The following is a 13,189-nucleotide window of genomic DNA, read 5'->3' on the forward strand; positions in this document are numbered from 1 at the left end:
AATATATGAAATTTTACTTATAAAGCATTCCAAATCACATCATTTGGTGTAGCAGCAACTATTTCCATGTTTTCTTTAGAAACCGGATGAATAAAAACCAATTTTCGCGCATGAAGATGAATGCCACCATCAGGATTACTTCGGTCAAAACCATATTTTAAATCGCCTTTTATTGGACAACCAATCGCTTGAAGTTGCGCTCTAATTTGATGATGTCTTCCAGTATGAAGATTAATTTCCAAGGCAAAATAATTATTCAATTCTTTGATTATGGTATAATCTAAACTTGCTTTTTTGCTCTCGGGAACTTCTTTTAAATGTGCTTTTGAAGTATTATTTTTTTCGTTTCTTTTCAGAAAATGAACAAGCGTATCCGACGTTTTTGGTGGTTTATTTTTTACAACTGCCCAATACGTTTTCTGTGTTTCTCGGTTGCTGAACATCGCGTTTAGTCGTTCCAAAGCTTTGCTTGTTCGTGCAAAAACCACAATACCTGTTGTTGGTCTGTCCAATCGATGAACTACACCAAGAAAAACTTCTCCAGGTTTGTTGTATTTTGCTTTAATATATTCTTTTACAACTTCCGAAAGCGGTTTGTCACCCGTTTTATCACCTTGAACAATATCACCAACACGTTTATTGACCACTATAATGTGATTGTCTTCGTGAAGGATTTGGAGATTATCTTTGGTAGAAACTATTTTCATTTTAATTCGAACCATTAAGAAACTAAGAAAAATTAAGTCATTAAATAAATTGAAAAAATGCTTAATGAACCTTAATTTCTTAATGGTTTAATTTTTCGTTACTAATACTGTTCGCTAGAATTCGGAAAATCTTTCGATTTCACATCAGCAACATAATTTCCAATCGCTTTCGTCATTTGTTCATACAAATCTAAATAGCGACGCAAAAATCGTGGACTAAACTCATTATTCATTCCAAGCATATCGTGGATAACCAAAACTTGTCCGTCAACACCACCGCCAGCACCAATTCCAATAACAGGAATAGAAATAGTTTTCGCTACTTTTTCGGCCAAAGCCGCAGGGATTTTTTCTAAAACCAACGCAAAACAACCCAATTTTTCAAGCAATTTTGCATCTTCAATCAACTGTTCTGCTTCCGCATCTTCTTTAGCACGAACCGTGTAGGTTCCAAATTTATAAATCGATTGTGGAGTTAAACCCAAATGTCCCATTACCGGAATTCCAGCATTCAAAATACGCTTAATACTTTCTTTAATTTCGCTTCCGCCTTCCAGTTTTACAGCATGTCCGCCGCTTTCTTTCATAATTCTAATTGCCGAACGCAACGCTTCCTTTGGATCACTTTGATAACTTCCAAAAGGCAAATCCACCACAACCAAAGCTCGTTCAATAGCTCGAACCACACCCGAAGCGTGATAAATCATTTGATCCAACGTTATTGGCAACGTTGTTTCGTGTCCAGCCATAACATTACTCGCCGAATCACCAACCAAAATCACATCAACACCAGCCGAATCAACAATTTTAGCCATCGTAAAATCATACGCCGTAAGCATTGAAATCTTCTCGCCATTCACCTTCATGTCAATCAATGACTTGGTCGTAATCCTTTTATAATCTTTTTTTGCAGTAGACATAACATTTCGTTTATAAGTCGTAAAAGTATAAAATCTATTTTTGATGCAACAAAAATCAACCCAATAATGTGAATTTATACTACTTTTGTCAAAACTGATTAGGAGCGAATCGTTTGAGCTATTTAAAAGCCATTTTCCTGCTTTTCGCGCTACACGGTAGCTAGCTTCAATCAGGGCTAAAACCAAAACCATTTGAATTTCAGTGAACTTTGCGAATTAGCTTTGCGAACTTTGCGGTTAAAAATAAAAATATGCCAAAAATATTAATCATCGAAGACGAAGCAGCCATCAGAAGAGTTCTAACCAGAATCCTTTCTGAAGAAAGCAGCACATATCAAGTAGAAGAAGCCGAAGATGGCGTTCAAGCTTTAGAAAAGATAAAAAACAGCGACTACGATTTAGTGTTATGCGACATCAAAATGCCCAAAATGGATGGTGTCGAACTACTAGAAGAAGTCAAAAAAATAAAACCTGAAATCCCAATGGTGATGATTTCTGGTCACGGCGACATGGAAACCGCCATCCAAACCATGAGACTTGGTGCTTTTGATTACATTTCAAAACCACCCGATTTAAACCGATTGTTAAATACGGTTCGCAATGCGTTAGACAAAAAACAACTCGTAGTGGAAAACAAAATTCTAAAGAAAAAAGTTTCCAAAAACTACGAAATCATTGGCGAAAGCGAACCCATCAATCAAATTAAATTAATGATTGAAAAAGTAGCCCAAACCGATGCACGAGTTTTAATTACTGGACCAAACGGAACAGGAAAAGAATTAGTTGCCCATCAATTACATCAAAAAAGCGAACGAGCAAATTCGCCAATTGTTGAGGTAAACTGTGCTGCCATTCCATCAGAATTGATAGAAAGCGAACTGTTTGGTCACGTAAAAGGCGCATTTACATCAGCTGTAAAAGATAGAGCTGGAAAATTTGAAGCTGCTGATGGTGGAACTATTTTTTTAGACGAAATTGGCGATATGAGTTTAGCAGCGCAAGCTAAGGTTTTGCGTGCGTTACAAGAAAGTTTAATCCAACGTGTTGGAGCAGACAAAGACATTAAAGTGGATGTTCGTGTTATTGCGGCAACCAACAAAGATTTGAAAAAAGAAATCGCCGAAGGTCGTTTCCGTGAAGATTTATACCATCGTTTAGCAGTAATTTTAATTAAAGTTCCAGCGTTGAACGATAGACGTGATGATATTCCGTTATTGGTAGAACATTTTGCTGTAAAAATAGCCGAAGAACAAGGAAATGCCCAAAAATCATTCTCAAAGCAAGCTATTAAATTGTTACAAGAATACGATTGGACAGGAAACATCCGCGAGTTACGAAATGTAGTGGAACGATTGATAATTCTTGGTGGAAACGAAATTTCAGAAACCGACGTGAAGTTATTTGCATCAAAATAATTGGCGTTATGCATTAAGCTGTAAGCAATAAGCATTTTTGTTTTTTGCCTAAAGCTTAGTGCTTATTGCCTAAAGCTAAGAAAAAATGAATTTAAAAAAAATAAATCCAAACCTCCAAAAAGCACTCATTGAAAACGGATTAACCGAAGCCAATGAAATGCAACAAGAAACGTTTTCTACCATAAAAAGTGGTTCCGATGTTGTAATTCAATCACTTGAAGGAACAGGAAAAACGACAACGATAGTTATAAATGTTCTTCAAAAACTTGAGAAAACATTAGGCGAAAGCACCAGAGCTTTAATTATTGTTGAAAACAAAGAAAAAGTACTTGAAATGGAAGAACTTTTCTTAAAATATGGAACATATACTGATTTGAGTATTCTTGGTGTCTACGACAAAGGTGACATCGATTATGATAAAAACGTTATTTCCATGGGATTGGACGTGTTGATTGGAACACCAACTAGAATTAATGCCATGTTTTCTTCGGCAGGTTTTAATATCAATACCATAAAAATGCTAATTGTTGACGATGCTGATGTGTTATTCAGAAATCGAATGGATGCCGTTATACTACGTTTATCAAGCAGTGTTGAAAAAACACAACGTTTGTTCTTTTGTTCACAAATCACAGAAAGAGTGGAAGTGTTAGCCGAAAAAATAATGATTGAACCGCTTTTCTTCGAAATGGAAGAGGAATAGTTTTCAGTCGCAGTCTCAGTTTTCAGTTTGTCACACTTGTTTATGCTGAGCGAAGACGAAGTACAGTCGAAATGCTAATACAACAATACAATTTACAACAATACATAAAACAAAAAAATGGGATTAATAAAAATATTTTCAGGAAGCGAAATTTTAGCTTTAGGATTAAAACAAAAATTAGAAGCAATCGATTTGAATGTGGTTGTAAAAGACAACATTCAATCCGCTCGATTAGGCGGTTTTGGCAATGCCGATTTAGCCGTAGAATTGTTTATTCAAGAAAGAGATTATGGGAAAGCACATCCTATACTTGAGGAATTTAGGATGAGTTTGTGATAATAGAACATAAAAGCAAAAATCCCAAAAAAATAGTTTTTGGGATTTTTTATGAACTATTTTCTAATTACTAAAAACCTTCAATCTACTAACTAATATCGAAATAAACACTCCAAAAATCCCAATAAAAGCAAACGAATATTGAAGGCTTGTCATTTCGGCAATGAAACCAATTATTGGCGGACCAATTAAAAATCCTAGGAAACTAATACTAGTTACAATAGTTAAAGCAATTCCTGGTGGTACATTTTTGATGTTTCCGGCGGCGTTAAAAATAATCGGAACTACATTAGAAACGCCAAACCCAACCATCATAAAAGCAATCGTACACGGAATCAAATAAGGAAGAACTACTGCTAAATATAATCCACTTGAAATGACAATTCCACTGATGATTAAAACTTTTTTGGCACCATATTTATGTACAAGAATATCACTTAAAAATCGTCCTGATGCCATACTAACCATAAAAGTTGTATAACCTAAAACAACTAATCCGCCTGGAGCTTTTACAATTTCTTTAAAATAAACGCCACTCCAGTCAAACATAATTCCTTCGCTTGCCATACAGCAAAAACAGATTACACCAAGCCAAATCAAATTCATATTTGGATTTTTGAAAAAAGAATAGCTAGTTTGTTCTTCCAATTCTTTTGTTTTTGCTTTAATTAGAAAGGAATAATTTGCTAAAACCAATAGACAAACCATTGCGAAAGCAATGATAAAATGGTTAAAAACGCTAAGTTCTAATGATACCATAATCAATCCAACCAAAGCACCACAAAATCCAGCTAAACTCCAAGAACCGTGAAACGAACCCATAATTGGCTTTTCAAATAATTGTTGCGTATAAACACCTTGTGTATTGACAGCGATGTTGCAAAAGTTTCCAAAAAAACCAAAAAGTAATAACGCTAAACCCAATTCTACTTTACTCGTTGCTAATCCTAAAAGTGGCATACAAGCAGAGTAAAGTAGAAGTCCAAAGATGGTAATTTGTTTGCTACCATATTTTGTGACTATTTTTCCCGAAAATGGCATCGCAATTAATTGACCAACAGGCAAAGCAAATAAAAGCCCACCTAAATCGGCTTCGCTTAAATGTAACATCGATTTAATATCCGGAATTCTGCTTGCCCAAGTAGCAAAGCTAAAACCCATTCCGAAGAAAAATAATGCCGTTGCCCAACGAATTTTCATAAGATACGATTGCTTGGCTTTTCTGTATCCTTTTTTGATTTTTGCTTTAGGCAAAATTTTATTTAAAAAGCTGTAATTTATTAGAGGCATTATTATAGGATACTTATTAGAAAGTATAAAAATAAGTATTCCTTTGTAAACAGAAATTTAAGGAACAAAAAAAGTTTACTAAAACGTTTTTTCAAACTAAAATTAAAAAACACATTTAAGAAATATTCAGTAAAATACTATATTTTAAAATGGCTTTATGTATAGTTTTAAAATATGTTTTTTTTTTTTGAATTACATTCTATCCTGCAACGCTTTAATCTCATCACGATATTTTGCCGCTTGCATAAAGTCTAAATCTTTGGCAGCTTTTTCCATTGCTTTTCTGGCATCGCGAATTTTCTTTTCAATTTCGGGTTTTGATAAGTATTCGCTTTCGGGTTCTGCAGCTTTTAAAACTTGGTTTTCATAATATTGCGTTGAAACCGAATTTCCTGCTAATGCACTTCCCAAACTCTTGTTCAAGGCTTTTGGTTCAAAACCGTGTTTCGTATTATAATTGATTTGTTTTTCACGACGATAATTCGTTTCATCAATCGTTTTTTGCATCGAAGCTGTAATTTTATCACCATACATAATGGCTTTTCCGTTTACGTTTCTAGCGGCTCGACCAACTGTTTGTGTCAACGAACGATGACTTCGTAGAAATCCTTCTTTGTCAGCATCTAAAATAGCAACTAATGAAACTTCGGGTAAATCCAAACCTTCACGGAGTAAGTTCACGCCAATCAACACATCAAACAAACCTTTACGCAAATCTTGCATGATTTCTACACGTTCCAAAGTATCAACATCGGAATGAATGTATCGACAACGAATGGAAACTTTCGTCAAATATTTGGTCAGTTCTTCTGCCATTCTTTTGGTTAAAGTCGTGACCAAAACACGTTCGTCCACTTCACAACGTTGTTGAATTTCTTCAATTAAATCGTCAATTTGGTTTAAACTTGGTCGAACTTCTATAATTGGATCGAGCAATCCTGTTGGACGAATAACTTGCTCGACATAAATTCCTTCTGATTTTTGCAATTCATAATCGGCTGGCGTTGCTGAAACATAAATTACTTGGTTTTGCATCGATTCAAATTCTTCAAACTTTAACGGACGATTGTCCATCGCTGCAGGAAGTCGGAAACCATATTCCACCAAATTCTCTTTTCGACTTCTATCGCCGCCATACATGGCATGAACTTGGGAAATGGTAACGTGACTTTCATCCACTACCATCAAGAAATCATCTGGAAAATAATCGAGTAAACAGAAAGGTCGTGTTCCCGGCAAACGTCGGTCTAGGTAACGAGAATAATTCTCAATTCCTGAGCAATAACCAAGTTCGCGTATCATTTCTAAATCGAAATTGGTGCGTTCTTCCAATCGTTTTGCTTCTAAATGTTTCCCGATTTCCTTAAAATAATCGACTTGTTTTACCAAATCTTGTTGAATGTCCCAAATGGCAGCTTGTAAAACATCGGGTGAAGTCACAAACATATTCGCCGGATAAATAGTCAGTTTTTCGTATTTTTCTAAAACTTTCGAACTTCTTGCATCAAAGGCTTCAATATCTTCAATTTCATCACCAAAAAAGTGAATTCGGAACGGTTCATCTCCATAACTTGGAAATATATCAACGGTATCACCTTTAATTCTAAATGTTCCTGGAGTGAATTCGGCTTCGGTTCGTGAATATAAACTTTGAACCAATCGATGTAATAATTTTGTTCTGGAAATTACTTGATTTTTCTCAACTGAAACCACATTTTTCTGAAATTCAACCGGATTTCCAATACCGTAAAGACAAGAAACAGAAGAAATCACAATAATATCACGACGACCAGAAAGTAGGGCAGAAGTTGTACTTAGACGAAGTTTTTCAAGTTCTTCATTAATAGATAAATCTTTTTCAATATACGTTCCCGTTACAGGAATAAACGCTTCTGGTTGGTAATAATCGTAGTAAGAAACGAAATATTGCACCGAATTATTTGGAAAAAATTGCTTGAATTCGGAGTATAATTGAGCAGCTAATGTTTTGTTGTGTGCTAAAACTAGCGTCGGTTTTTCTACATTCTGAATTACATTGGCAACGGTAAATGTCTTTCCTGAACCTGTAACTCCTAAGAGTGTTTGGTATTTTTCGCCATTGAGAATGCCGTTTGAAAGTTTTTCAATGGCTTGTGGCTGATCGCCTGTAGGTTTGTAATCGGATACGACTTGGAATTTCATTTGAATTTTTTGCGAATTACAAAGTTACATAATTTTATATGCCACAAATTGCACAAATTTTCACAAATTGATATAAAATTTTCTTGTTTAATCAATCGAAAACTTCCATTCTTTCTGTTGGTTTTCGCTTAAGAAAGTCCATGCAACAAAACGGCTTATTTTCTGTCCTTGAGCCATCTCAATTGTTTTAATTTCTACAGCGCCAACTTTATTTAATGTTTTGTAAATGCTTCGTAAATTATCTTTTTTGGAGACTAAAGTGGTAAACCAAAACACTTGCAACGGATATTTTACGCTTTCGTAAATCATTTGAGTTATGAAACCAATTTCGCCACCAGTACACCAAAGTTCGGCATTTTGACCACCAAAATTTAGAATTGGTTTAGAAGATTTAACGTCTTCCAAATTGTTTACTTTTCTCAAAGCTGCCTTAGTTGCTTCGTCTTGCGATGAGTGAAATGGTGGATTGCAAATGGTGAAAGCAAATTTATCTTCGGGTAAAATGATATTTTTGAAAATAAATCGGGGTTCCACTTGCAATTGCAGACTAATGGCTTCTATCAAATGCGGATTTTTAGCAATAATTTTTTTGCAGTTTTGAAGTGCATTTTCATCAATATCAGTTCCAACAAAACTCCATTGGTATTCGTGATTTCCTATAATCGGATAGACACAATTAGCACCAATACCGACATCTAGACCGATTACATTTTCACCTTCGGGAATAGTTCCGTTATTAGAATTGGCTAATAAATCGGCTAAATGGTGAATATAATCAGCTCTTCCGGGAATTGGCGGACACAAATAGTTTTTAGGAATATCCCAATATTCAATGCCATAATTAGAAATTAAAATAGCTTTGTTTAAAGCTTTTACGGCTTCTGGATTGGCAAAATCAATAGTTTGCTTCGCCTGTTCGCTTTTGCTCATGTCAACATCGAGTTCATTGACGAAAATATAATTTTTTAAAATAGGATAATTGTAAATTAATTTTTCAAAATCGTATCTAAAACTATGAGGATTTCTAGGATGTAGAGTTGTTTTTTCGGGAATTATTTTGTTCTTCATTTTGTCATTTCTCAATACCAAATATAAGAAAAGAGAATGGTTTGGACAAAATAAAAAGCCATTGCGATTTTGAATGTCGCAATGACTTATAATGAATTAAAATAATTTGTTAACTATTTGAACTGCAAGGCTAAAGTGATAATATGAGAATTCAAACCGTTATTTCTGGTATAATAACCATAACGTAAATCTATGCTATGAATTCGTTTTATGTGAAAAATACCTTTGTCACTATCCGTAAGATGATAACCCAAACCAATCATGTGACTAGTAAATTTTGACAAATCATAATCGCTGGTGTAATATTCATCGCCAATCAAGTGTTGATTAATAGCTTTGAAATATTTTGCCTCACTTTGCTGATAAAAACGATATGGCAAAGACAAAGCGGAAAATGCCGTTAATTTATAGGTTGGTTCAAAACTTACAGTATGCGAATTAATTCCCCAATTATCAAAGTAATAACGATAAAAACTGCGTAAAACAATTTTATCACCAAGGAAATAATTGGCTCGAACTCCAACAGGAATTTTAAATCGCGTATTCGGCAATTTTTCAGAAACAGCATTAGACGAACCCAGAAAATAAACACGATTGAATTTTGTTGCCAATACCCCTTCTTGATAACCAATATCAGCCAAAAATGCCACTTGGAAATTTTTATTGACGACTTGCGAAAAAGTTAATCCCAAATTATAGGAATTTCGAGGTTTAGAATCATTGTGTTTGGCATCATTATCCGATGGATTATCTCTCAGCTCGATGGGTAAAATGACTTTCCATGTATCGAAAAATACCATTCCTTTAACTGAAAATTCTCGATTATTGTCTTTGGAAGTTTTAGTATAACCAACATTGGCTCCAATTGAAAAGTAATCATATTCAGCCGAAAAAGAAAGTCCTCCGTTTAACACGGTTTTGGTTTCTTCGTTGGTATAAGAATAATTTGCTGAAGGATAAATTCTAATGTCTTGATAGGAAGCAGATGTAACCGTATTCGGATCAATTTTATCAGATGAAGCTGAAGTATAACTGTCAATTCCCAAATTGAAATCAAGTGAATGTAGATTGTTTCTTGAATCTCTTTTGGATAAAATTACTTCAAAATTAGTAGCAATGTCAGTCAGTTTTTCGGTTCCTTCGCCACCGGTAACCGCAGAATTATTTCCATTTTGGGTATAATAACTCGAAATAAAATTTACTTCTTCAATTTTAAGTTTTTGTTTTTTGTATCCCGAAGTAACACTATCATTTTGAGCTTTCCCTTGGTGAGAAAATAGAAAAGCTAAACAAGCGGCAGTAATCAGTCTTTTTTTCATGATTTAAAGATTAATTACAACCACAACCTCCGCCAGTTTTACCACCATTGGCACCAGAACTGGCTTCGCGATACAACTGAAAGGTGTTTTCAAACTTTTCAGTTTTTTTAGCTGTCAATGCCATTTCGGCATCATTGATTTTTGACTTTTGATATTCCTTTACCGACTCGCAGGAATTCAATGCGAACCCAAGAAATAAAGCCATCGCAAGTTTTTTCATAATTGTTTTAATGGTTTTTAGTTATTGTAATATTGTTAGAAAAATAGGTTTTGTTGTTATCATCAACGATGATACAACCAATGTTTTTCAGCTGATTGATAAAATCTAATCCAATGTCAATTCCCATAACAGTAACAGGAGTTGCTAAGGCATCGGCGATTTCGGCATTTTCGGCTAAAATGGTAACGCTTTTTATTCCAGAAACAGGATAACCAGTTTTTGGGTCAATAGTATGTGAATATTTTTTATTGTTGATAATGACAAATTTTTCATAATTACCCGAAGTGGCAACAGCGCGATTGGTAATTTTAAAAGCCGAAAAGATGGCGTTTTTCTGGTTTGGATCAGCAATACCAATCGTCCAAGGTTCACCATTTTCTTGAAAACCCCAAGCAGTTAAATCGCCCGAAGCATTTACAATTCCGCTTTCTACATTGGCTTCTATGAGTTTCTTTTTTGCCATTTCGGCGGCATAACCTTTTCCAATTCCACCAAAACCAATTCGCATGCCTTTGTTTTTTAAGAAAACAGTTTGATTGCTTTCATCCAGAATAATATTTTCATAATTGATTAAGGCAACCGATTTTTTAGCTTCATTCGGATTAGGTAGTGATGTCATTTGTAAATCAAAATTCCAAAACTTTTTATCCAAACTTCCATAACTGATATCAAATGCACCCTGCGTTATTTTTGAAATAAACTGCGCTCGTTTAATTAATTGAAATACTTCTTCGTCAACTTCAACAGCTTGAATTCCTGCCATTTCATTTATTTTTGCCGTAATACTATCGTTAGAAAATGTAGTCAGTAACTTTTCAATCCGCTGAATTTCGGTAATAGCAACTTCAAATAGTTTTTCTGCTTCATTTTCGCTTGCGGTAATTACCGTAAACTCAAATTGGTTTGCCATTAATCGAGTTGTTTTTTTAAACGAAGGCATCTCTATAAGCTATTTAAGTTGTGCTAAAAAGGTATCGATGGTTTCGTCGGGTATTTTTTCCCATTTCTTTAGGATTTTTCCATTTTCATCCAAAACAAGTACTAACGGAAAAATCCCGTTTGCATTGTATTTATCGGCTAGTTTTTCATTTTCGGTTGTTTGTTCTGCTGATAATGCATTTTTTTTCAAACGAGGAAAATCAGCATTGACAACGATTAAATTTTCAGAAGCAAAGGATTGAAAAGCTTCGTTTTGAATGAATGTTTTTTTGAATTTGATACAAGGTGCGCACCAATCGGAACCAGAAAAATAGAGTAAAACTTTTTTGTGTTCTTGTTTGGCTTTTACAAGTGAATTTTGGAGCGTTTTTGTTTCTTGAGCGTTCATATAAACACTAAAAAACATAACTATAAATAAGGTGAATTTTTTCATATATCTTAATTTTTAAATAAAGGTATATGAAATTGAAAAGCAACAATAAAAAATAATCTTAAGGATTGATTAAGAGCGATTATTTATTTTTAGTCTGCATAAACATATGTTAAAAAATTAATTGTCCCAACATTCCATGAGTAATAAATCACCGTCGGTATGTTCGATTTTTACAATTCCATCTTTGATTACATGATTGCTACTTCCGGTTCGATAGCCAATGGTAAGTTCTTCATTATATAATGGATAAAACAAGTTTTGAGTGGTAATTCCGCTTACTTTTCCAATAGGAATTAATGAGATTGGCGTATTTTTAGTGTACCATTTTTCAAATTTATTTGGTAATAAAAAAACTTTGGAATGGTCGTCAAGAATAACAATTTTGAGTTTATTGCGATAGCTCACAATATTAGTAATATTCGTTATAGTATGGTCTGCACGTTTTCCTGTTGCCCAAATCACATTTACTGCTTTGTGTCCTTTTTCGATTAAATAATCAAATGCTTTTTCTAAATCAGTTTTGTCTTGGTTTGGCGCATGAACAATTTCTAGTGGAAACTGTTTTTCTTTATAAATTTCGGGATTGAAATCGCCATCAAAATCGCCAAGCAAAACGTCAACTTTTATATCTAACTGTAAAACCCGTTCGATAGCGTTATCTAAAACAACTACAATAGGTGACCATTCTAAAAGTTGTCCTAAAAGCTCGTTGCTGCATTCGGCACCATTAGCAATGATTAATGCTGGTTCTTGGTCGTCTCGAACAATGTGGTGTGATGACATTTTTAAATATTAGATTTTAAATAGTATATATAATCTAAAATCGTTTGAATTTATTGAATAACATATTCTTTAACTTCGGTTTTACTTAAACGGAAATAACCTAAAGCAAAGTTATCAAAATTAGTTTGGTTTACAATATTTCCTCTAACGGTTGCTGTTGGTGTAGAAAATGGTCCCATCGAATTGGTTCCTGTTTGTGCCAAAAGGATATTCATGTAATTGTAATAATTCAACGTAACACCATTCATAGTAAATTTTAAAGTATCGCCAGCTTTTAAATCTTCACTAAAATACAAACCAAACATTTCGTTGTTTTCAAAGAATTTATCTTCAAGAACACCATATTCTGGAATGACTTTATATGGATCATTTATTTTTAAAAAATAATGGTTGGTTTCGTTTACTAAATCATTGAAAAAGAATTTCACTTCTACATCTTGACCTAGAATTCCGCCATCATCTTTTTGTTCAACTCTTGTTACAACTGGTGTATTCAAAAGTTTTTCGGTAGAAGTATAGGTTTCGCCTTCGTAAATTACTGTCAATGTGTAGGTTTCGTTTACAACTGGAACAAAATCATAACATTTGTAAATTCCAGCGGTTTCTTCTTCAACAAAAGTAAAAACTTGAGATGAACTATTGGATATAAAAACGGTTGCACCACTAACTGGCGGAATAGTATTCGAAAAATAATCGGTTGTCGTAGAAAGTTTTATGCGTTGTTCACTTCCGTCAGTTTCAGCAAACCAATTGATGGAAGCTTCGATAACCAATCGTGGTTCGCCATTTTCTAAATTAATGTCAATTACTTTTTCACACGAAGTGAAAGTAATCAAAATTAAAAGGAAACTTATATATGATAACTTTTTCATAAC

14 protein-coding genes are annotated in these 13,189 nt (G+C 34.0%); 3 read left to right on the forward strand and 11 right to left on the reverse strand.

Translation table 11 applies throughout. From position 1 onward, the window contains the following. Positions 1-17: 17 nt before the first annotated feature. Entirely contained in the window at positions 18-707 is a 690-nt protein-coding gene (locus IAI56_RS04815) for an RluA family pseudouridine synthase (protein ID WP_187656791.1), read from the reverse strand. A gap of 101 nt (positions 708-808) precedes the next feature. Next, complete coding sequence (panB, locus tag IAI56_RS04820) at positions 809-1,627, reverse strand: 3-methyl-2-oxobutanoate hydroxymethyltransferase (RefSeq protein ID WP_133531666.1); 819 nt, start codon at positions 1,625-1,627, stop codon at positions 809-811. A gap of 251 nt (positions 1,628-1,878) precedes the next feature. On the opposite strand from panB, the gene IAI56_RS04825 reads away from it, so the two are divergent. The 3 genes from IAI56_RS04825 (at position 1,879) to IAI56_RS04835 (ending at position 4,081) form a co-directional block, all read left to right on the forward strand. Then, a complete protein-coding gene (locus IAI56_RS04825) occupies positions 1,879-3,042 on the forward strand; it encodes a sigma-54-dependent transcriptional regulator (protein ID WP_187656792.1) in 1,164 nt (387 codons plus the stop codon). An 85-nt stretch (positions 3,043-3,127) separates the two neighbouring features. After that, positions 3,128-3,745 (forward strand): DEAD/DEAH box helicase, encoded by a 618-nt coding sequence (locus tag IAI56_RS04830; protein ID WP_187656793.1) that lies wholly within the window; start codon positions 3,128-3,130, stop codon positions 3,743-3,745. 117 nt (positions 3,746-3,862) lie between these two features. Further along, a complete protein-coding gene (locus IAI56_RS04835; protein WP_187656794.1) occupies positions 3,863-4,081 on the forward strand; it encodes a putative signal transducing protein in 219 nt (72 codons plus the stop codon). 63 nt (positions 4,082-4,144) lie between these two features. On the opposite strand, the gene IAI56_RS04840 is transcribed toward IAI56_RS04835, so the two are convergent. The 9 genes from IAI56_RS04840 to IAI56_RS04880 form a co-directional block, all read right to left on the reverse strand. Continuing rightward, positions 4,145-5,335, reverse strand: coding sequence for an MFS transporter (locus IAI56_RS04840; protein WP_239106985.1), 1,191 nt, complete (start codon positions 5,333-5,335; stop codon positions 4,145-4,147). 228 nt (positions 5,336-5,563) lie between these two features. Further along, complete coding sequence (uvrB, locus tag IAI56_RS04845) at positions 5,564-7,552, reverse strand: excinuclease ABC subunit UvrB (RefSeq protein WP_222940971.1); 1,989 nt, start codon at positions 7,550-7,552, stop codon at positions 5,564-5,566. An 87-nt stretch (positions 7,553-7,639) separates the two neighbouring features. Then, complete coding sequence (gene rlmF, locus IAI56_RS04850) at positions 7,640-8,620, reverse strand: 23S rRNA (adenine(1618)-N(6))-methyltransferase RlmF (protein WP_187656796.1); 981 nt, start codon at positions 8,618-8,620, stop codon at positions 7,640-7,642. Positions 8,621-8,733: 113 nt separating this feature from the next. Further along, positions 8,734-9,939 (reverse strand): DUF3570 domain-containing protein, encoded by a 1,206-nt coding sequence (locus IAI56_RS04855; RefSeq protein ID WP_187656797.1) that lies wholly within the window; start codon positions 9,937-9,939, stop codon positions 8,734-8,736. Between the two features lie 10 nt (positions 9,940-9,949). Further along, positions 9,950-10,159: a DUF4266 domain-containing protein gene (locus tag IAI56_RS04860; RefSeq protein WP_187656798.1), complete on the reverse strand. Its 210-nt coding sequence runs from the start codon at positions 10,157-10,159 to the stop codon at positions 9,950-9,952. A 7-nt stretch (positions 10,160-10,166) separates the two neighbouring features. Then, entirely contained in the window at positions 10,167-11,069 is a 903-nt protein-coding gene (locus tag IAI56_RS04865) for an FAD:protein FMN transferase (RefSeq protein WP_239106986.1), read from the reverse strand. 39 nt (positions 11,070-11,108) lie between these two features. Continuing rightward, positions 11,109-11,531: a thioredoxin family protein gene (locus IAI56_RS04870; protein WP_187656800.1), complete on the reverse strand. Its 423-nt coding sequence runs from the start codon at positions 11,529-11,531 to the stop codon at positions 11,109-11,111. 117 nt (positions 11,532-11,648) lie between these two features. Continuing rightward, entirely contained in the window at positions 11,649-12,314 is a 666-nt protein-coding gene (locus tag IAI56_RS04875; protein WP_187656801.1) for a thiamine diphosphokinase, read from the reverse strand. 50 nt (positions 12,315-12,364) lie between these two features. Continuing rightward, positions 12,365-13,186 carry a DUF4249 domain-containing protein gene (locus IAI56_RS04880; RefSeq protein ID WP_187656802.1) on the reverse strand — a complete coding sequence of 274 codons (822 nt, stop codon included), beginning with the start codon at positions 13,184-13,186 and terminating at the stop codon, positions 12,365-12,367. Positions 13,187-13,189: the final 3 nt, after the last annotated feature.

The organism is Flavobacterium macrobrachii (genome assembly GCF_014486675.1).
Classification (GTDB): Bacteria; Bacteroidota; Bacteroidia; order Flavobacteriales; family Flavobacteriaceae; genus Flavobacterium; species Flavobacterium macrobrachii.

Excerpts from the sequence above, each read along its gene's own strand:
- IAI56_RS04865 (WP_239106986.1), bottom strand. The coding sequence starts at position 11,069 with ATGGCAAACCAATTTGAGTTTACGGTAATTACCGCAAGCGAAAATGAA.
- IAI56_RS04880 (WP_187656802.1), bottom strand. The coding sequence starts at position 13,186 with ATGAAAAAGTTATCATATATAAGTTTCCTTTTAATTTTGATTACTTTC.
- IAI56_RS04860 (WP_187656798.1), bottom strand. The coding sequence starts at position 10,159 with ATGAAAAAACTTGCGATGGCTTTATTTCTTGGGTTCGCATTGAATTCC.
- IAI56_RS04825 (WP_187656792.1), top strand. The coding sequence starts at position 1,879 with ATGCCAAAAATATTAATCATCGAAGACGAAGCAGCCATCAGAAGAGTT.
- IAI56_RS04855 (WP_187656797.1), bottom strand. The coding sequence starts at position 9,939 with ATGAAAAAAAGACTGATTACTGCCGCTTGTTTAGCTTTTCTATTTTCT.
- IAI56_RS04875 (WP_187656801.1), bottom strand. The coding sequence starts at position 12,314 with ATGTCATCACACCACATTGTTCGAGACGACCAAGAACCAGCATTAATC.
- IAI56_RS04830 (WP_187656793.1), top strand. The coding sequence starts at position 3,128 with ATGAATTTAAAAAAAATAAATCCAAACCTCCAAAAAGCACTCATTGAA.
- IAI56_RS04815 (WP_187656791.1), bottom strand. The coding sequence starts at position 707 with ATGAAAATAGTTTCTACCAAAGATAATCTCCAAATCCTTCACGAAGAC.
- rlmF (WP_187656796.1), bottom strand. The coding sequence starts at position 8,620 with ATGAAGAACAAAATAATTCCCGAAAAAACAACTCTACATCCTAGAAAT.
- IAI56_RS04835 (WP_187656794.1), top strand. The coding sequence starts at position 3,863 with ATGGGATTAATAAAAATATTTTCAGGAAGCGAAATTTTAGCTTTAGGA.
- uvrB (WP_222940971.1), bottom strand. The coding sequence starts at position 7,552 with ATGAAATTCCAAGTCGTATCCGATTACAAACCTACAGGCGATCAGCCA.
- panB (WP_133531666.1), bottom strand. The coding sequence starts at position 1,627 with ATGTCTACTGCAAAAAAAGATTATAAAAGGATTACGACCAAGTCATTG.
- IAI56_RS04870 (WP_187656800.1), bottom strand. The coding sequence starts at position 11,531 with ATGAAAAAATTCACCTTATTTATAGTTATGTTTTTTAGTGTTTATATG.